Genomic DNA, 19,273 nt, shown 5'->3' on the forward strand with positions numbered 1-19,273 from the left:
CAAAGAGACGGGCCGGAAGAGACGCGCCGGAAGGGACGGGCCGGAAGAGACGCGCCGGAGGTGACCGGCCGGTCGCGTCAGTCGGAGACGTCCACCCCGTAGCCGCGGGCGAGAGCGACCAGCCCCCGGTCGTACCCCTGGCCCACCGCACGCAGGCGCCACAGCGGGCCGCGCCGGTAGAGCTCGGCGACCAGCAGGGTGCGCTCGGTGGTCGCGGCGTCCAGAGTGGCCTGGACCAGGGGCGCGGCGCTGGTGCCCGGTCCGGAGCTGATGTGGATCGCGCCGACGTCGCCGAAGGTGGCCGAGCCGTCGATGGCGGCGGCGACCACGACCTTGCGCGCCGAGGGCGGCAGCGCGGCGAGATCGATTCCGATGGTCTGCTCCGTCGGCCCGTCGCTGTGCAGCCGCACCGTCCCTCCCGGGTTCTCCGGCGCGCCGTAGAAGACGAAGTCCTCGTCGCAGGCGACCTGTTCCTCCTCGTCGACGACGAAGGCGACCACGTCGATCTCGCACGACGTCTGCTGCGCCCAGGTCGCGGTGACGGTCCAGGGAACCGCCGGCGCGGGCCCGCTCGGCTGCGGCAGATCGACGACACCGCCGCGCGGGAGGACACGCGGCGCCGCCGGGCCGCCGCCCCGCAGGGGGAGCGGGCTGATGACCGGGGCGTCGAGCCACGCCGCCTCGTGGGTCGGGAACGCGAGGGCGGTGATCCGCTTCATCCGGCGGTCCCGCTCGCCGCCCTCCAGGAGCACGACGTCGGTGACACTGGCGGAGAGGTTGATCGCCGCCGCCCCGCCGAGCTCGACGATCCGGCCGCGGGCCGCGACGGCATCGGGGTGCGTGCCACCGAGCACCAGGACGCGCCGCCCGGACAGGGGGCGGTCCCCGGTGACGGGGCGGGCCGCACGCGGTGGCGTGGACGGTGCCGACGGCGACGGTCCGGCGAGCGTGACGGCGGGGGGCGTGGGCTGCGGCACCGGCAGCGGGGCGCGGTCCGTGGCCGGGGGAGTCGCGGGCGGGGGGATCACGGCTTGCGCGTTTCGCGTCCGCTCGTGCGGCGTCCCCGGCCGGACCTCCGCCAGCAGCCGCACGAACGTGGCCTCGTCGAGCACCGGTACGCCCTCGGCCAGCGCGCGGCGTGCCTTGCCGGACCCGGACGAGGCGTCGTCGGTGACCAGTGCGCTGGTGTGCCGGCTGACGGACCCCATGACGTTCAGCCCGGCCTCGACGGCCTGCCGCTCCAGTTCCCCGCGCGGCGTTCGCGTCTCACCGGTGATCGCGATCTTCATCCCCTGCACCAGCGGCCCGCCCGGCTCCGGCCGCCCCGGATTGCGGTAGGCGCACGGCGTCTTGGGCGGCCGGGGAGCGAACCGGGGGTCCTGGCGGGGCGGGCAGGACACGAACGGCAACGGAAGCCCGAGGCGCGCCGCCTCCCGCAACGAGGCGCGCAGCACGCCCGCCAGCACCCGGGTGTCGTCGAGCGCGTCGTGTGCCCTGAGCTGGGGAACTCCGTAGTGGGCTGCGAGCGTGCCCAGCCTGAGATCCTCGGTCGGCGGGTCGACCCGCCGATTCAGTGCGAGGGTGCACAGGCGCCGGGCCACCGGCAGCGCCGTGCCGGCACGGGCGAACTCGTGGGCGAGGAAGTCGTAGTCGAACTGCGCGTTGTGCGCGACGAGCACCCGGTCCCGCAGCATCCCGGCGATCCGCGGCGCGACCCGGTCGAAGGCGGGCGCACCGCGCAGCCTCTCGGCCGTGAGCCCGTGGACATGCACCGGCCCGGGATCACAGCCGGGGTCGAGGAGCGTCGAGAACTCGTCCGTCTGCTCCCCGTCCGGGCCGAGCACCACCACGGCCACCGACAGCACCCGGTCCCGCCGGGCGACGAGTCCCGATGTCTCCACGTCGAGCACCGCCCAGTCGTGGGCGTAGTCGCGCAGGCCGGGCTCGGCGGAGGCAGGGGAGAGGAGAGACATGGAGGAAGGATGGAGGGATCTTCACCTTCTCTTCAACCCGGATGTCGATTCATCCGGATAAGTGGAGAGCGAACGGCACCCTCTAGGGTGAAGACGTGCGACTGCTCCTGATGTCCGACACCCACCTGCCCAAGCGCGCCAGGGAGCTCCCCGCCCCCCTGCTCGCCGAACTCCCGCACGCCGACGTGGTGTTCCACGCCGGGGACTGGGTCGACACGGACACCCTCGACCTGCTGGAGGCGCGCTGTCGCCGGCTCGTGGCGGTGTACGGGAACAACGACGGGCCGGATCTGCGGGCCCGGCTGCCGGAGGTCGCCTTCGCGGAACTGGGCGGGTTGCGCTTCGGCGTGGTGCACGAGACGGGCGCCAAGGAGGGCCGCGAGCAGCGGTGCGCCGCCCGTTTCCCCGACCTGGACGTGCTCGTCTTCGGCCACAGCCACATCCCCTGGGACACCACGGCTCCCACCGGCCTGCGCCTGCTGAACCCGGGCTCCCCGACGGACCGGCGCCGCCAGCCCCACTGCACCTACATGACCGCCACGATCGCCGACGGGCGGCTCACGGACGTGGAACTGCACCGGCTGCCGCCCCGCACACCGCGCTGAATCACCCGGACCACCGAACCACCTCGCCGTGCCCGTGGAATGATCGCCGCATGGGTCAGGACGAGGGGTACCTCCTGGACAACCGGCAGGCCGAGGCCGGCACCCGCTTCGACGCGCTGTCGGCCCTCTTCGACGCCTCGACGTTCCGGCACTTCGAGGCGGCCGGCGTCGCCGAGGGGTGGCGTTGCTGGGAGGCCGGGGCCGGCGGGCCGAGCGTCGCGGTGTGGCTGCGCGAGCGCGTCGGGCCCACCGGCCGCGTGCTCGCCACGGACGTCGACCTGTCCTGGACCGGGACGCCCGCCACGGAGGGGGGCGAGGTGCTCCGGCACGACGTCGGCCGCGCCGCCCCGCCGCCCGGCCCCTTCGGCCTGGTGCACGCCCGTCTCGTCCCCTCGCCCGCCTGCGACGTCCTGGAGGCGGCCACCGTCCGGCAGGTGCGGGACCGGCTCGTGGCGGCGGGCCTCGCCACGGACGAGGAGATCGACGGGCATCTCGCCGCGGTGGAGGCGGGCCGCCCGGACCTCGCCACCTCGCCGATGATCTCGGCATGGGGCCGCAGGCCGGCAGGCGACGGCTCGCGCTCCCTCGTCCGGAGTCGTCCCCTGTGACGGGGGCACCGGCCCGGGACCGCGGCGCACGATCCCGTGACGTGATACTGGATACCGCCGGTGAGCTGATGTCGCGCCACGGCTATGCCGCCACCTCGATCTCGATGATCTCCACCGCGTGCGGTCTGCCGGTGAGTTCGATCTACTGGCACTTCGGAAGCAAGGACGGGATCTACGTCGCGGTGCTGGAGCGGGCGAGGACTGCCCTGCTGGCCGTCCTGCCCCCGGCCGAGGTGCCGGGGGCCGACGTGGCGCAGCGTCTGGACGCCTTTCTCACCGGCTTGGCGGGCGCCTTCCGGCATCACCCGCGGGGCGTGAAGCTGCTGTTGGGGCTGGGCACGGTGCAGAAGGACGCCAGCGCGGCGGCCCTGGCCGAGGTGCGCCGTTACCGGGACGCGCTGGTGGACTGGGCCCAGGATTGCGTCCGTTGCGTCTTCGCCCTGCACGACCGCCCCGAAGTGGCGGACGAGCTGGCGCGCTTCACCCTGAGGATGACGACCGGAACCGCGGTGGCCCGTTGGTTCGAGCCGGATACGGTCCTGGAGACCGAACCGCTGCGCGTGGCCCTGCTGGCGTTGGCCACCCACCACGGCGTTCCCGTGCGGGGCGTCCCCGGCTGAGCCCCCGTTTCACGACACGGCCTCGTAGGCGCCGATGTCGCAGGCCGCGCCCTGAGGGCGTGCGACGCCGCGCTGGTCGGTGTCCGGGCAGCCGTCGGCCGCGTCCAGGGCGGGGCTGCCGCGGAGCAGCGCGACGGTGTCGGTGGGGCCGCCGTTGTCCGTCAGCGGTCCGATCAGGGGCGTGCGGCTGGGCAGGTCGCCCGCCCCGGTCAGGCGGCAGCTGCCGTCGCCGTCGAGGTTGTGGCCCTGCGACGCGATGGTCGCGAACGCCTTCTTGCAGTCGGCGGGCGCCCCGTCGACCGTGTTGTTCGCGATGACGGAGTTGCGCAGCGTCAGGTGCCCCAGGGGGAGATCGACGATGTCGGGGATCGGCGCGGGCAGGCTGTCGAGGTAGGCGGGGGCGATGTTGATCCCGCCCCCGCCGTCGCTCGAACGGTTGCCGGTGATGGTGGAGTTGAGGATCTCGACCGCTCCGGTTCCCCGGATGTCGATGCCTCCGCCGTATCCGGCGAGACTGCCGGGGCGGTTGCCCGGGTTCGTCACCCGGTTGTCCGCGATCGTGGAGTTGGTCACGGTGCCGGTGTCGTCGAATCTGATGCCGCCGGCCTCTCCCGCGGTGTTCCCGCTGACGGTGCTGTCGATCAGGTCGAGGTGGGAGCCGGGGACATTGAAGACGCCCCCGCCGTAGCCCGCGGAGTTCCCGGTCACGGTGACCCGTCGCAGGGTCATGTGATGTCCGTTGGCGATCGCGCCGCCACCGGTGTCGGTGATGGGGAGTTCGCGTTGTCTGGTCAGGCCCCCGGTGATCGTCAGATCGGACAGCAGGGAGTCCGCCTGCATGCGGAAGGCCCGGTCCAGGCGGTTGGCGTCGATGACGGTGGTACGTGCGCCGCCGCCCTTGATCGTGACCGGGGCGGCGACGTTGAGGTCGCCCGTGGTGGGGTCGGGGTGGTCGCCGATGATCAGCCGCGGGTCGGGCGGGATCGTCAGCCGGTAGCGGCCGGGAGGCAGCGTGATCGTGCTGCCCGGCCGGGCGTTGGCGGCCATCACCGCGGCACGCAGGCTGCACCGGCCCGAGGCGGTGAGGCATCGGCCGTCGGCACCGTCGGCGTCGACCGCGTCGGACGGGGTGTCCACGGTGAACTCCGCCGGACCGGAGTCCACAGGAGCGGCGGCATGGGCGGCGGGGAACGCGGCGGTGGCGAGGAGGACGGCGGTGACGGCGGCCGTGACGCCTGTGCGATTCATCTGGAACCCCTCTCGGCGAGGCGTCCGGGCATACCGGGACGCGACTGGATCGAGGACTTCGTGGAGCACGTCGTGCCGGTGAGCGCTGCGCGGTTCGCGCGGGGAGCGGCATCAGGAGCGGCTGGCGGAGCGCCTTGCGTCGACCGCCCCGCGTTCTGGAGGGAGCGTTCCATTCAGACCGTCGCGTGTCCACCGGCGCACTCCGGAATGGCCGAATGGGGATGCCGCCGCCACGGGAAGCGTCTGCGTCTTGCTGAAACCCGTGCTGTCGAAGCCTTGCTCCGGTTCCACACCGGTTGCCGAGCACCTGCCCGCCGAAGGGCAGGTGTCGCGTCGTGACATCGCGGCCTCCGGTCTCCGGGGGACTCACCCCGGGAGACCGGTCGCACGCCTGAGGGTGATGGGCCGGGAGCCGTCAGCCCGTCGGGTCGAGGACGATCTTACGGACGCCGTCGGAGCGGCCCGCGAACAGTTCGTACGCCGCCGGCCCTTCCGAGAGGGCGAAGCGGTGGGAGACCACGACCTCGGGCTTGATCCGTCCGGCACGGGTGAGGGCGATCAGGGGAGGGAGCTCGTAGTGCACCGAGCACAGCCCGATGGCGAACTCCAGTTCCTTGACCTGCGCCAGGTACATGTGGAACGGGAAGGCCTTGTTCTGGCTGACGCCGATCACACTGACCCGCCCGGCCTGCCGCACGGCCTTGCAGGCGAGCTGGATCGTGGCGTCGGAACCCACGGCCTCCACCACGGCGTCCGGCCCACGGCCGGCGGTCACCTCCCGGATGGCCGACCGCACGTCGTCACCCTCGACCGGCTCCACGCCCAGGCCCGCGGCGAAGGCGCGGCGCTCCGCGACCAGATCCACACCCAGCACCCGTGCCGCGCCCATCGCGAAGGCGGACTGAGCCGCCATCAGGCCCACCGGGCCGAGGCCGACGACCAGGACGGTCTCACCCGGCTGGATACGGGCACGGCGGCAGCCGTACCAGGCGGTGGGGGCGTTGTCCGTCAGGACGACGGCGGCCTCGTCGGAGATGTCGTCGGGCACGTGCACCAGGTTGATGTCGGCCTGCGGCACGGCCAGGGCCTGGGCCTGGCTGCCCGGGAGCTTCGGACCGACTCCGTAGCAGAGCTCCGTGGACGACGTGGCGCGCTCGCACCGGGCGGTGAACCCGGCCGCACACTGCCGGCACTGCGCACAGCCGACGGAGGCGGGCACCAGGACCCGGTCCCCGGGCTTGAAGCGGGTGACCTGGCGGCCGGTGTCGACGACCACGCCGACGCACTCGTGTCCTGGCGTGTAGCCGAGCTCCGGGCTGAACGCGTTGCCCTCGTAGATGTGCAGGTCGCTGCCGCAGATGCCGGCCGCGGTCACCCGCACCACCGCGTCGGCGGGGCCGGTGACCGCCGGGTCGGGGACGTCCCCGTAGCGGATGTCGTGCCGGCCGTGGTAGGTCAGTGCCTTCATCGGATCTCTCCCTCCCCTCGGCTCGGTCAGTCCGCGATCTTCAGCACCAGCTTGCCGCGGTTGTCACCACGGAACAGGCGCATCAGGGTCTCGGGGAACGCCGCGACCGGGCCGGACACCACGTCCTCCAGGGACTTCAGCCGGCCCTCCGCCCGCCACGCGGCCATCCGCGCGATGCCTTCCGCGTACCGGTCGGCGTAGTCGAAGACCACGATGCCCGTCATGGAGGCGCGGTTCACCAGCAGCGACAGGTAGTTGGCGGGGCCTTGCGGCTTGGTGCTGTTGTACTGCGAGATCGCGCCGCAGACCACGATCCGGGCACCGCGCGCCAGCCGCAGCAGCACGGCGTCCAGAACGTCGCCGCCGACGTTGTCGAAGTACACGTCGACACCGTCGGGGGCGTGTTCGCGCAGCGCCTTGCGGACGTCCTCGCTGCGGTAGTCGATGCAGGCGTCGAACCCGAACTCGTCCACCACCAGGCGGCACTTGTCCTCGCCTCCGGCGATGCCGATGACCCGGCACCCGAGGATCTTGGCGATCTGCCCGACGACGCTGCCGACGGCCCCGGCCGCTCCGGAGACCACGACGGTCTGCCCCGGCTCGGGGCGGCCGACCTCGATCAGACCGAAGTAGGCCGTCAGACCCGACATGCCGAGCGTGCCGAGATAGGTCGGCAGGGGAGCGGCCTCGAGGTCGACCTTGGTCACGCCGCGCCCGTCCGACACGCAGTACTCCTGCACACCGAACGTGCCCGACACATGGTCGCCGACCGCGAATCCGGAGTGCCGCGAGGCGATCACCCGGCCCACGGCACCGGCGCGCATCACCTCGCCGATCTCCACCGGGCGGATGTAGGACTTGCCGGCGTTCATCCAGCCGCGCATCGCCGGGTCGATCGACAGGTAGAGCACCTGTACGAGGAACTCCCCGTCGCCCGGCTGCCCCACCGGCTCCTCGACGTGCTCCCAGTCGGCGGGGCCGGGCTCTCCCACGGGACGTGCGGCCAGGCGTATCTGGCGGTTGATCGTGCTCATCTGCGGCGACTCTCCTCGGCTGCATACCGTCCAGTCGGTACGGTCGTGAGCGTACGGGCGACCGCCGCCCGGGGGCAAGAGCCCGTCCACCACGACGTGCGGCTCAAGCGGGCGGCGGTGTCCGGGAAGCGTGCTATTCCTGCCCGGGTACGGCCATTTCGCCGAGGAGCGACCAGTCGTCCTGCGGGACGTTCGCGTTCACGATGCGCGGCGTCTCGGACAGATGCGGGGGGAGCGTCTGCTGAGCGGCCTTGAAGTGCGCGGACTGCACGTGTGCGGCTCCTGCCTCCTCGTCGCGGAAGGCCTCGACGAGGACGTACTCGGACGGCTCCTCCACGCTGCGCGACCAGTCGAACCACAGGCAGCCGGGCTCGGCGCGCGTCGCCCGGGTGAATTCGGCGGCGATCTCGGGCCAGCGGTCGGCGTGCTCGGGACGGACCCGGAACTTGGCGGTGATGAAGATCATGGAGTTCCCTTCGCTGAAGTGCTGAAGTGCTGAAGTGCTGAAGTGATGAAGTGCTGCAGTGCTGAAGTCGTCAGGTGCGGCTGTGCTGACGTGCGGTCGGGGTTCAGGAGGACCGGTTCGGGTGCACCGCCCCCTTCGTCGCGCTCAGCGGCGCGCCGCTGCCGCCCCAGCGCAGTGCCACGATCTCGGCGGCGACCGACACCGCCACCTCCTCGGGCGTACGGGCCCCGAGATCGAGGCCGACCGGTGAGCGCAGCCGGGCCAGCTCGCCTTCCGTGAGCCCGGCCTCGGCCAGCCGCGCCGCCCGGTCGGCGTGGGTGCGACGGCTGCCCATCGCCCCGATGTAGGCGGCGGGGCGGCGCAGCGCCTCCGTCAGCAGCGGCACGTCGAACTTCGGGTCGTGCGTCAGGACGCAGATCACCGTGCGCTCGTCCGTGGCCGCCTCCTGGAGGTAGCGGTGCGGCCATGCGGCGACCACCTCGACGCCCTCGGGGAAGCGCCGCGGCGTGGCGAAGACGGGGCGGGCGTCGCAGACGGTGACCCGGTAGCCCAGGAAGTCACCGATGCGGGCCACGGCCGCGGCGTAGTCGATCGCTCCGAAGACCAGCATCCGCGGCGGCGGGGCGAACGACTGCAGGAACACGCTGACGGAGTCCTCGCGGCGCTGCCCCTCCGGCCCGTAGTGCCGCAGGCCGGTCGCGCCGAGGGCGAGTTCGCCGCGGGCGTCGGCGGTCACGGCCGCGTCCAGGCCGCTCGTGCCGAGCGTGCCGAGGGTCCGGTCCGGCCACACGGCGAGGGTGGCCCCGCGCGGTGCCGGTCCGTCGGTCACGGTCGCCACGGTGACCGGCTCGCCCGCCGCGACCGAGTCCGCGACCGCGCCGAAGCCGGGATCGTGCTCGGGGGTGACGGCACGCACGAGCAGTGTGATCTCGCCCCCGCAGGTCAGGCCGACTGCGAAGGCGTCCTCGTCGCTGTAGCCGAACGTCTCGAGCCGGGCCTCGCCGTCCTCGGCGACGGCCTGCGCCAGCTCGAACACCGCACCCTCGACACAACCCCCGGACACACTGCCCACGACCTCGTCGTCCGGGCCCACCGCCATCGCCGCGCCCGGGTCGCGCGGCGCGCTGCGGCTGACCCCGACCACCGTCGCGAGACCGAACGGGACCCCGGCCGCGTACCAGCGGCCCAGCACCGGCAGAACCTCACGCACGAGCCGCTCCTCTCCCTCCGGGCACCTCGCCGGGTACCCCGGCGGCGGCTAATTCCGTTGTGGCCCCCCGCGCCGGTCTGCTGCACTGCACAGGACAGCGAACCGACCGTTCCGAGGAGTTCCCGAATGCGCACTGCGTGCATGTCCCCCCAGTCAGGAAAGGACCTCTCTCCGAAGGACATGACACTCCGTGCACCTGCTCAACCTTGGAATTCTCGCCCATGTCGACGCCGGTAAGACCAGCCTGACCGAGCGGCTGCTCCATTCGGCCGGTGTGATCGACGAGATCGGCAGCGTCGACGCCGGCAACACCCGCACCGACACGCTGGCCCTGGAACGGCAGCGCGGCATCACCATCAAGTCGGCGGTCGTCTCGTTCCCGCTCGACGGTGTGACCGTCAACCTCATCGACACCCCCGGCCACCCCGACTTCATCGCCGAGGTGGAGCGCGTCCTCGGCGTGCTCGACGGCGTCGTCCTCGTGATCTCCGCCGTGGAGGGTGTGCAGGCGCAGACGCGGGTGCTGATGCGGACGCTCCAGCGGCTGCGCATCCCGACGCTGCTCTTCGTCAACAAGATCGACCGGAGCGGGGCACGCCACGAGGCGGTGCTGCGGGAGATCTCGGCGCGGCTGACGCCCGCGATCGTGCCGATGGGAACCGCCACCGGCCTCGGCACCCGCGCGGCCCGCTTCACCCCCGGGCCCGGGCCGGCCGGCGCCCTGGACGTCCTCGCCGAGCACGACGACACCCTGCTGACGGCCTACGTCGAGAACACCGTCACGGACGCTTTGCTGCACGGGTCCCTCGTCCGGCAGACGCGGGAGGCGCTCGTCCACCCCGTCTACTTCGGTTCCGCCGCCACCGGCGCGGGTGTGGCGGCGCTGCTGTCCGGCGTCGAAACCCTGCTCCCGGTGGCCGGCGGGGACGCGGACGGGCCGGTGTCCGCCACCGTGTTCAAGATCGACCGGGGCCCGGCGGGGGAGAAGGCCGCCTACGCACGGGTGTTCTCCGGGACCCTGCGCACCCGCGACAAGGTCCTCTTCGGGGCGGACGGGGCCGAAGGCCGGATCACCGGCATCAGCGTCTTCGGCCACGGCACGGACGCCCGTGCGGACTCCGTCACGGCCGGCCGGATCGCACGTCTCACCGGGCTCGCCGGCGTCCGGATCGGCGACGCGATCGGCGAACCCCGCACGGCGCACGAGCACGTCTTCGCCCCGCCGACCCTGGAGACGGTCGTCGTCCCCGGCCCGGACGTCGACCGGGGAGCGCTCCACGTGGCGCTCACCCAGCTCGCCGAGCAGGACCCGCTGATCGGACTCCGCCGCGACGAACGCCGCCGGGAGACCTCCGTCTCCCTGTACGGCGAAGTGCAGAAGGAGGTCATGCAGGCCACGCTCGCCGGGGAGTACGGCCTGGACGTCACCTTTCGCGAGACGACGCCCCTGTGCGTCGAGCGGCTCGTCGGCAGCGGTCAGGCCGTGGAGTTCAACAAGAAGGACCCCAATCCGTTCCTCGCGACGGTCGGCCTGCGCGTTGACCCCGCCCCGGTCGGCTCCGGCGTCGCCTTCCGGCTGGAAGTGGACCTCGGCTCGATGCCGTACGCCTTCTTCAAGGCCGTGGAGGACACCGTGCGCGAGACCCTGGAGCAGGGCCTGCACGGCTGGCGGGTCTCCGACTGCGTGGTCACCATGACCCACAGCGGCTACTCGCCCCGCCAGAGCCATGCCCACCAGGGCTTCGACAAGAGCATGTCGAGCACGGGCGCCGACTTCCGCGGTGTCACCCCGCTGGTGCTCCTCGATGCGCTGCGGCGGGCCGGGACGCGGGTCCACGAGCCGATGCACCACTTCCGCATCGAGGCGCCCGCCGACACCCTGGGCGCCCTGCTGCCGGCCCTCGCCCGGTTCGCGGCCGTACCGGAGACGACACACAACAGGGAGGAGCTCTGCGTCCTGGAGGGCGCCGTGCCGGCCGCCCGGGTGCACGCCCTCCAGCAGGACCTGCCGGGGCTCACCCGCGGGGAGGGCGAGCTGGAGAGCTCCTTCACCCACTACGCGCCGGTCACGCACGGCACGATCCCCGAGCGCCCGCGCACCGACCACAACCCGCTGAACAGGAAGGAGTACTTGTTGAACGTGACACGGAGGGCAGGTGGTTGACGTGTGAGGGTTCCCCGACCGGGAACTTACTCTGGAGTCAGGGGTGTTGACGGTGTCCTGATATGGCCGGACTGTAATGGACATGCCAACTATCCGAGCGCGTCTGCTGGTCGTCCTGGCTGTCCTCTTCGGCTCCGTCTCGGTGGCGGGCGTACCGCCGGCCACCGCCGCGCCCCCGCCCGGTTCCCTCTGGTTCGACGATCCCGCCCTCACCGTGCGGGACGGCCGCTTCACCGATGTCCACGGCCGCGAGATCGTGCTGCGCGGCTACAACGTCTCCGGCGAGACCAAGCTCGCGGAGAACAAGGGCCTGCCCTTCGCCTCGGTCGCCGACGCCCGCACGTCGGCGACCGCGTTGCGCGCCCTCGGCGGCGGCAACACCGTGCGCTTCCTGCTGTCCTGGGCCTACGCCGAGCCCGAACGCGGCCAGGTGGACACGGCCTATCTGACCGCCGCGACCGACCAGATGAAGGCCTTCCTGGACGCCGGCATCCGGGTCTACCCCGACTTCCACCAGGACCTCTACTCGCGGCACCTCTTCGACGCCGACAGCTGGTACACCGGCGACGGTGCCCCCAAGTGGGCCGTGGACGCCGGGAACTACCCGGACGAGTCCTGCGGGATCTGCCTCTTCTGGGGACAGAACATCACCCAGAACGAGGCCGTGAAGCGCGCCACGTACGACTTCTGGCACAACGCGCACGGCGTGCAGGACGCCTTCCTCGCCACCGCGCAGAAGACCATGGAACACCTGCGCCGGCACCTGAGCGCCGACCAGTTCAAGGGCGTCGTGGGCTTCGACCCGTACAACGAGCCGCACGCGGGCGTCCACGACTCCGGGCAGACCAGCCGCGCCTGGGAGAAGGACGTGCTCTGGCCGTTCTACGAGAGGTTCCGGGCCCGCATGGACACGGCCGGGTGGCGCGACAAGCCCGCCTTCGTCGAGCCGAACCTCTTCTGGAACGCCAACCTCGACTTCCAGAGGCAGGAGGGCGGCCTGCTGGACGCCGGCCCCCTCGGCCCGCGCTACGTCTTCAACACCCACTTCTACGACCAGAAGGCCATCTCCGGGGTCTTCATGTGGGGCAAGGCGGCCGACGGCCAGTACGCGGGCGACTTCCGCACCGTCCGCGACCGGGCCGCCGCCGCACGGACGGCGGCCGTGGTCAGCGAGTTCGGGCACCCCCTCGCGGGCACGGTCTCCGACAAGGCCCCGACGGTCCTCAAGGCGATGTACCAGGCGCTCGACTCCCGCCTCAAGGGCGCCGACTGGTGGTCCGACCCGGCCGCCTCGGGACCCGTGCTCTCCGGCTCCCAATGGCAGTGGGACCTCTACAACGGCCGCCATCGCGAACCGATGAACGGCAACCCCGGCAAGGTGCTCACCGCCGGCGACGCCTGGAACGACGAGGACCTGTCCGCCGTGCGCCTCGACGACTCCGGCAAGCCCGTGCTGCGCCAGGACGCCCGGCTCCTGGACCGTCTTTACCCGAGCGCCACCGCGGGCGAGACCGTCGGCTTCACCTACGAGGACCGCTCCCGGGACGGCTCGGCGACCCTGACCTGGAACCCGGTGCCCGCATCCCTGCCGCACGTGCAACGGCTCGTGGGGTCGGGGCAGTACGGGCTGCTGCTGTGGCGCTCGAACGGCGGCCCGGCACCCACTGAGATGCACCTGCCGGTGAGCTTCCCGACCGGGTCCACCACGGTCGTCTCCGACCTGGACACCGTCCACGGCCCACCGGCCCACACCGCTTCGACCCCGGTCGGCGTGGCGCAGGAGCCCGGCGGCACGGGAAGCCGCCGCCTGCTGCTCACCGCGCGGGACTCCGGCGTCCTGCACTACGCGCTGGTGACCAACGGGGCGACGGCTCCCACGGCGGAGCTGCTCACCGCGGCCCGCTCCGAACTCGCCGCGTGGGCGGCGAAGGAGGTCAGTTAGCGGACGGGCTCGTCCAGCCGGCCGCGACATGGCCGAGCCGGACGCGCTGCGGGTGGTCACCGACCGGCACGGACACGACCTTCTTCCCGGAGGCGAAGTCGATGGCCGTGACCTGGTCGGTGCCGCTCTCGGAAACCACGCAGGACGTGCCGTCACCGCTGACCGTGGCCCAGTAGGGCTTGGAGGCGGTGACGAGCGGGCCCTCCTGGAGGGTGGTGCGGTCGACGACGGTGGCGTAGTCGTCCATGGTGCCCGCGACGCACAGCTTGCGCCCGTCCGGGCTCATCGAGACGCCGTGGTGGCGTGAGTCGTTGACGAAGGTCGTGCGGTCGTCGCTGGTCGCCGGGTTCTTCGGCAGGGTCTTGGCGCGGGTGATCTTGTCGGCGGCGATGTCGTACTCGAAGAAGCCGTTGAAGAAGGAGACCTGGAAGTACAGCTTCGACTCGTCCGGGGAGAAGACGGCCGGGCGGACGGCGTCGGAGTAGTCCTTGAGACCGAGCGCGTCCAGCTGCGGGCGCATGTCGATGACCTTGACCTGCTTGAACGTCGTCGCGTCGACGACGGTGATGCGCCGGTCGCCCTTCGTCCAGTCCAGCCACGGGGCGTCGGTCTGCGTGTTCACGTCGCCGATCGCCATGGTGTAGATGTACTTGCCGTCGCGGGTGAAGATGTTCTCGTGGGGCTTGTCGCCGGTGCCGAACCTCCCCAGTTCCCTGCCGGAGACGATGTCCAGCACGTACACGGTGTTGGAGGTCGACGCCGACACCGCCACGCGCTTGCCGTCGGGGGAGACCGCCATGTGGTCGGAGCGGTAACCGGAGACCGGGAAACGCCAGTTCAGCTTCCCGGAGGCGAGGTCGATCGACACGACGTCCGCGAAGCTGGGCCGCGAGACGACCACCGCCGTCCCGTCGGGCGTGGAGTACATGTCGTCGACGAACTGGTCGTGCCCCTCACCGACGCTGTTGCGGATCGCCATGAAGTAGATCCACTTGATGGGGTCGGCGTTGATCGCCGCCATCCGCTCGTCCTTGTCGGGGATGACGTTGATCCGCCCCACCTTCGCGAAGTCACCGCCGGAGCGGATGACATCGGCGGTGCCGTCCCAGTTGTTGCCCACGAACAGCACCTCGCGCAGCGCGGCGGAGGAGCCCGGGGCCGCGGTGGCGGCGGTCGCGGGAACGGTGACGGTCAGGGCCAGGGCTGCGGCTACGGAGCACAGGTGCCGGCGTCGGAAGACGGGCATGACGGCTTCCCTCTCTGCTGTGGGGTCGCTGCTGCGGGCGAGCTTCGTGAGTGGGACATGCCAAACCAAATGGCGCGTGGAAACTGAACACACGTGCTTTCAGAGTCAACTTACTGCAAAGTAAGGAAGGGGCGGCCTTCTCCACAAGACCGCGTGCACGACAAAATCGGTGTTCGAACGACGAAGGGGGAGCCGGTGCCGGGCAGACTCAGAGCGCCGACCGGCCGCTACGGCGGCAAGACGGCCGAGGAGCGGCAGGCCGAGCGACGCCGGCGGTTCCTCGACGCCGCGCTCCAGCTGTTCGGCGACACCCCCGGCTTCCGCTCCACCACGGTCGCGGCGCTCAGCGAAGCGGCAGGACTGTCCACCCGGCAGTTCTACGAGGAGTTCCGCACGCTCGAGGACGTGCTCGCCGCGCTGCACCTCCAGGTCAACGGCTGGGCCGAGGCAGCGGTGCTGGAGGCGGCCGCGGGCGCGGCCGGCCTGCCGCTGGTGGAACGCGCCACGGCCGTCTTCCGGGCCTACGCGGGAAACGTCACCGCCGATCCGCGGCGGATCCGCATCACCTTCGTCGAGATCATCGGCGTCAGCCCGCGCCTGGAGGAGCAGCGGCTCGCCCGCCGGGCCGGCTGGGTGGAGCTGATCTGCGCCGAGGCCGATGCCGCCGTCGCCCGCGGGGAGGCCGCCCCCCGCGACTACCGCCTCCCCGCGACGGGCTTCATCGGCAGCGTCAACGGCCTGCTGCACGACTGGAGCGCCGGCTGGGTCGACGCGACCCTCGACGAGGTCGTCGACGAACTGGTCCGGCAATTGCTGGGCATCCTGTGGCCTCCGGGGTGGAAGCCGGAAGGGTGACGGTGGGTGCGGGTGGGGCGCCGGTGCGGGGTGCCGGGTGCCGGTGCCGGTGTGGAGTGCCGGGTGGGGTGCCGGTGCCGGTGCCGGTGCCGGTGCGGAGTGCCGGGTGCGGGGAAGCACCCCTTCGCCGCCCGCCGCCCGCCGCCCGCCGCCCGCCGTCCGCCGCCCTCTGCCCGCCGCCCTCTGCCCGCCGCCCTCTGCTCGTCGTCCGCCGTTTCGCCGTTCGCCGTCCTCTGCTCGCCGTCCGCCGCCCTCTGCTCGCCGCCCGCCGTTCGCCGCCCTCCGCTCGCCGTCCGGCCCCCGGCCGGTCCCGGCCCCTGCTGGGCGTCACGTCACCTGTGCCGCCTCCCCGGAGCCCATGGCCACCGCCCGGCCACGGCTGCCACGGACCACGAGCCGGACGACGGCGGTCTTCTGAGTCGGGCGGAGGGCCCGGTGTGACCGGCTATCGGCTCAACAGCCGCTGCCTGACCGCGGCGAGGACCTCCGTCCGGCTGCGCGGGCCGTTGTCGGCTGCGATGAGGTGGTCACCGATGCGCAGCGAGAAGGTGATCAGGCAGCGGGCCTCGACATCGTCCTCGTCGGGGCAGAAGGCCCCGTAGAGCTCACGCAGGTAGTCCATGCGCCGGTTGTCGGCCCGGCGGAGGCGACGTGCGACGCCTGCGTCACGCCGGGCCCAGTCCCGGATCGCGAGCTCGACCCCGGCGCCGGTCACGCGTTTCTCGCCCGACCCCACGAAGTCGAAGAGGCGCCCGAGCCGTTCGCGGGCGTCGCCCCCGTCGCGTTCGATCCGCTCGATGACATCCTCGGTGACCGCTCGCTCCCAGGTGTCGAGCATCTCCTCCAGCAGGCCCGCACGGTTGCGGAAGTAGCCGTAGAAACCGCCTTTGCTGACGCCGAGTGCCTGGGCGAGGACCTCTACCCGGACAGCTTCGGGGCCGCCTGCGGCGAGCGCCCGCAGTCCCTCCTCGATCCACTTGTCCCGCGGTGTACGGATCGCTCCCATGCTGTGCCTTCCCTCACGTGTTCCGGCCCAGTATACGGAGGCGTATAGATGGGTCTATGCTCGATCTATACGCCACCGTATAGACAAGGATCTGTCATGAGCGGTCTGCGCCTTCCCTCAACCGACCACACGTCCCGCCCCTGGCGGATCCATGAGATCGCCGCCGACTTCCGGCTCGAGGATCTGTGGGCGCTGCCGACGCCGGGCGGCCCGGACGACCTGCATCACCTGGTCCGGCAGATGGCGGACGGCAAGGGCGGCCCGGACGGCGGCAACCCCGTGGGCCGCTTCCTCTTCGCGGTCCGCTGGAAGCTCGGCGCACTGCTCGGCTGGGACAAGCCGGACTCGGGTGTCGGCGGCCGGGTGGCGACGCTGCGCGACCGGCTGCCGGACGACCTGCGCGAGGGGCCGCGGGGGCCCGACCTCGGCACGGCGCCCTTCACCTCGGTCTTCCAGACACACGACGAGTGGGCCGCCGAGTACGCCAACAAGACCATGCACGGGGTGATGCACATCGGCTGGGTGCCCGACGGGAAGGGCGGCTACCGCGGTCAGATGGCCGTCCTGGTGAAGCCCAACGGCCGCCTCGGCTCCCTGTACATGCTCGGCATCAAGCCCTGCCGGTATCTGGGGGTGTACCCGGCCCTGATGCGGTCGATCGGCCGGGAGTGGCGAGAGAACGCGGCGCGCCGAACGGCTGGCTGACCCCTGTCCTTTCTGCGCCCCGGGCCCCGCCCGAGCCCCCTCCTGGGACGGGCGGGGGCTCGGGCGGAACCCGAGGGCGCACCAGAACCGCTCAGGCCGAGATCACCACCACGAGACCCGCCGACACCACCAGCGTGACCGCCAGCAGCGCCATGGCGATCAGCCGCGCGCGGAGCCTTCGGTACAAGGCCTCGTACTCCTCACGCAGTTCCCGCCCGCGCCGGGCCGTGCGCTGCCACGACGCCCGGGTGAGGGCGAGATGCTCCGCCGCGAACCGCCGCTCCACTTCCCCCCGTTGCTCCGCCGACAGCCGGTCGAGCCCGGAGGCGAACCGGGCGGCGGCCCTGTGTGCCTCCTCGTGCGCGGCGGCGGCGAGCAGATGGCCCTCGACGTCGTTGTGGAACGCCCGCAGATCCACGGGGAGCCCTTCCATGGCGGTCATCGCGACGTCAGCTCCCGCTCCGCCGCCGCGATGGCGGCGTGGTGCAGGTCGAACGCCGGGGACTCACTGCGGATCCGCGGTAGGACGACGAAGTTGTGCCGCGGCGGCGGGCAGGAGGTCGCCCACTCCAGGGAACGCCCGTAGCCCCACGGGTCGTCGGTCGTGACCTTCTCGCCGTACTTCGCCGTCGTCCACACGTTGTAGAAGAACGGCAGCATCGACATGCCGAGCAGGAACGAGAAGACGCTCGACACCGTGTTCAGAGTCGTCAGGCCCTCCACCGCCAGGTAGTCCGGGATCCGCCGCTGCATGCCTCCGGCGCCCAGCCAGTGCTGGACCAGGAACGTGCCGTGGAAGCCGATGAACAGCGTCCAGAAGGTGATCTTGCCGAGGCGCTCGTCCAGCATCCTGCCGGTGAACTTGGGCCACCAGAAGTGGAAGCCGGAGAACATCGCGAAGACGACCGTCCCGAAGATCACGTAGTGGAAGTGCGCCACCACGAAGTACGTGTCGGAGACGTGGAAGTCGATCGGAGGCGAGGCCAGCAGCACACCCGTCAGCCCGCCGAACACGAACGTGATGAGAAAACCCGTCGCCCAGAGCATCGGTGTCTCGAAGGACAGCGAGCCCTTCCACATCGTGCCGATCCAGTTGAAGAACTTCACACCGGTCGGGACGGCGATGAGGAACGTCATGAAGGAGAAGAACGGCAGCAGCACGCCGCCGGTGACGTACATGTGGTGCGCCCACACCGTCACGGACAGACCGGCGATCGCGATGGTCGCGCCGATCAGACCCGTGTAACCGAACATCGGCTTACGGGAGAAGACCGGGATGACCTCGGAGATGATGCCGAAGAACGGCAACGCGATGATGTACACCTCTGGATGGCCGAAGAACCAGAAGAGGTGTTGCCACAGCAACGCGCCGCCGTTGGCGGAGTCGAAGACGTGGGCGCCGAACTTGCGGTCCGCCTCCAGGGCGAACAGGGCCGCGGCCAGGACCGGGAAGGCGAGCAGGACCAGCACACCGGTCAGCAGCACGTTCCACACGAAGATCGGCATGCGGAACATCGTCATGCCCGGAGCGCGCATGCAGATGATCGTGGTGATGAAGTTGACCGAACCGAGGATGGTGCCGAAGCCGGAGAAGGCCAGACCCATGATCCACATGTCGGCGCCGATGCCCGGGCTGCGGACCGCGTCCGACAGCGGGCTGTAGGCGAACCAGCCGAAGTCCGCCGCGCCCTGCGGGGTGAGGAAGCCACCGACCGCGATGAGCGAGCCGAACAGGTACAGCCAGTAGGCGAACATGTTCAGCCGCGGGAACGCCACGTCGGGCGCGCCGATCTGCAGCGGCATGATCCAGTTCGCGAAGCCGGCGAACAGCGGCGTCGCGAACATCAGCAGCATGATCGTGCCGTGCATCGTGAACGCCTGGTTGAACTGCTCGTTCGACATGATCTGCAGACCGGGCCGGGCGAGTTCGGCGCGCATGACCAGCGCCATCACGCCACCGATGACGAAGAACGCGAACGACGTCGCCAGGTACAGCGTGCCGATCGTCTTGTGGTCCGTGGTCGTCAGCCACTTGAGGTGCCTCATGCCCCGCCTGTGTCCGCGCCCCGCCCGGACGTCACACTTCCCCCACGCGACGAGAATCACGACAACGGGTGTGACGA

Annotated in this window: 17 protein-coding genes; 7 read left to right on the forward strand and 10 right to left on the reverse strand. The window is 71.5% G+C overall.

The window, feature by feature from the left end:
• Positions 1-77: 77 nt before the first annotated feature.
• Positions 78-1,973: a DEDDh family exonuclease gene (locus ACFV20_RS11615; RefSeq protein ID WP_385655195.1), complete on the reverse strand. Its 1,896-nt coding sequence runs from the start codon at positions 1,971-1,973 to the stop codon at positions 78-80.
• Between the two features lie 95 nt (positions 1,974-2,068).
• On the opposite strand from ACFV20_RS11615, the gene ACFV20_RS11620 reads away from it, so the two are divergent.
• The 3 genes from ACFV20_RS11620 to ACFV20_RS11630 are packed head-to-tail and all read left to right on the forward strand — an operon-like array spanning position 2,069 to position 3,806.
• Positions 2,069-2,578 (forward strand): metallophosphoesterase family protein, encoded by a 510-nt coding sequence (locus ACFV20_RS11620; RefSeq protein ID WP_385655197.1) that lies wholly within the window; start codon positions 2,069-2,071, stop codon positions 2,576-2,578.
• A gap of 50 nt (positions 2,579-2,628) precedes the next feature.
• Positions 2,629-3,186 carry a hypothetical protein gene (locus tag ACFV20_RS11625; RefSeq protein WP_385655198.1) on the forward strand — a complete coding sequence of 186 codons (558 nt, stop codon included), beginning with the start codon at positions 2,629-2,631 and terminating at the stop codon, positions 3,184-3,186.
• Between the two features lie 41 nt (positions 3,187-3,227).
• Entirely contained in the window at positions 3,228-3,806 is a 579-nt protein-coding gene (locus ACFV20_RS11630; RefSeq protein WP_385655200.1) for a TetR/AcrR family transcriptional regulator, read from the forward strand.
• A gap of 9 nt (positions 3,807-3,815) precedes the next feature.
• On the opposite strand, the gene ACFV20_RS11635 is transcribed toward ACFV20_RS11630, so the two are convergent.
• The 5 genes from ACFV20_RS11635 to ACFV20_RS11655 form a co-directional block, all read right to left on the reverse strand.
• Complete coding sequence (locus ACFV20_RS11635) at positions 3,816-5,054, reverse strand: choice-of-anchor Q domain-containing protein (protein WP_385655202.1); 1,239 nt, start codon at positions 5,052-5,054, stop codon at positions 3,816-3,818.
• Positions 5,055-5,469: 415 nt separating this feature from the next.
• Positions 5,470-6,522: an alcohol dehydrogenase catalytic domain-containing protein gene (locus ACFV20_RS11640; protein WP_385655204.1), complete on the reverse strand. Its 1,053-nt coding sequence runs from the start codon at positions 6,520-6,522 to the stop codon at positions 5,470-5,472.
• 26 nt (positions 6,523-6,548) lie between these two features.
• A complete protein-coding gene (locus tag ACFV20_RS11645) occupies positions 6,549-7,556 on the reverse strand; it encodes an NADP-dependent oxidoreductase (RefSeq protein ID WP_385655205.1) in 1,008 nt (335 codons plus the stop codon).
• A gap of 133 nt (positions 7,557-7,689) precedes the next feature.
• Positions 7,690-8,022: a putative quinol monooxygenase gene (locus ACFV20_RS11650; RefSeq protein ID WP_385655207.1), complete on the reverse strand. Its 333-nt coding sequence runs from the start codon at positions 8,020-8,022 to the stop codon at positions 7,690-7,692.
• Positions 8,023-8,125: 103 nt separating this feature from the next.
• Positions 8,126-9,232 carry an XdhC family protein gene (locus ACFV20_RS11655; protein WP_385655209.1) on the reverse strand — a complete coding sequence of 369 codons (1,107 nt, stop codon included), beginning with the start codon at positions 9,230-9,232 and terminating at the stop codon, positions 8,126-8,128.
• A gap of 190 nt (positions 9,233-9,422) precedes the next feature.
• On the opposite strand from ACFV20_RS11655, the gene ACFV20_RS11660 reads away from it, so the two are divergent.
• Positions 9,423-11,396: a GTP-binding protein gene (locus ACFV20_RS11660; protein ID WP_385655211.1), complete on the forward strand. Its 1,974-nt coding sequence runs from the start codon at positions 9,423-9,425 to the stop codon at positions 11,394-11,396.
• 76 nt (positions 11,397-11,472) lie between these two features.
• Positions 11,473-13,338 (forward strand): cellulase family glycosylhydrolase, encoded by a 1,866-nt coding sequence (locus ACFV20_RS11665; RefSeq protein WP_385655212.1) that lies wholly within the window; start codon positions 11,473-11,475, stop codon positions 13,336-13,338.
• Here ACFV20_RS11665 and ACFV20_RS11670 read toward each other — a convergent pair.
• Positions 13,331-14,584 (reverse strand): YncE family protein, encoded by a 1,254-nt coding sequence (locus tag ACFV20_RS11670; RefSeq protein WP_385655214.1) that lies wholly within the window; start codon positions 14,582-14,584, stop codon positions 13,331-13,333. The two genes, ACFV20_RS11665 and ACFV20_RS11670, sit on opposite strands and share 8 nt — an antisense overlap.
• Positions 14,585-14,779: 195 nt before the next feature.
• On the opposite strand from ACFV20_RS11670, the gene ACFV20_RS11675 reads away from it, so the two are divergent.
• Complete coding sequence (locus ACFV20_RS11675; RefSeq protein WP_385655216.1) at positions 14,780-15,439, forward strand: TetR/AcrR family transcriptional regulator; 660 nt, start codon at positions 14,780-14,782, stop codon at positions 15,437-15,439.
• 445 nt (positions 15,440-15,884) lie between these two features.
• On the opposite strand, the gene ACFV20_RS11680 is transcribed toward ACFV20_RS11675, so the two are convergent.
• A complete protein-coding gene (locus ACFV20_RS11680) occupies positions 15,885-16,445 on the reverse strand; it encodes a TetR/AcrR family transcriptional regulator (protein WP_385655218.1) in 561 nt (186 codons plus the stop codon).
• 96 nt (positions 16,446-16,541) lie between these two features.
• On the opposite strand from ACFV20_RS11680, the gene ACFV20_RS11685 reads away from it, so the two are divergent.
• Entirely contained in the window at positions 16,542-17,150 is a 609-nt protein-coding gene (locus ACFV20_RS11685; protein ID WP_385655220.1) for a DUF2867 domain-containing protein, read from the forward strand.
• A gap of 91 nt (positions 17,151-17,241) precedes the next feature.
• On the opposite strand, the gene ACFV20_RS11690 is transcribed toward ACFV20_RS11685, so the two are convergent.
• Both ACFV20_RS11690 and ctaD read right to left on the reverse strand, forming a co-directional pair.
• Positions 17,242-17,592: a hypothetical protein gene (locus ACFV20_RS11690; RefSeq protein WP_385655222.1), complete on the reverse strand. Its 351-nt coding sequence runs from the start codon at positions 17,590-17,592 to the stop codon at positions 17,242-17,244.
• On the reverse strand, positions 17,589-19,196 hold the full coding sequence (gene ctaD / locus ACFV20_RS11695; protein ID WP_385655224.1) for a cytochrome c oxidase subunit I: 1,608 nt from the start codon (positions 19,194-19,196) through the stop codon (positions 17,589-17,591). Before ctaD ends, ACFV20_RS11690 begins: the two co-directional genes overlap by 4 nt.
• Between the last annotated feature and the right edge of the window lie 77 nt (positions 19,197-19,273).

This window comes from Streptomyces sp. NPDC059696, from assembly GCF_042733745.1.
GTDB lineage: Bacteria > Actinomycetota > Actinomycetes > Streptomycetales > Streptomycetaceae > Streptomyces.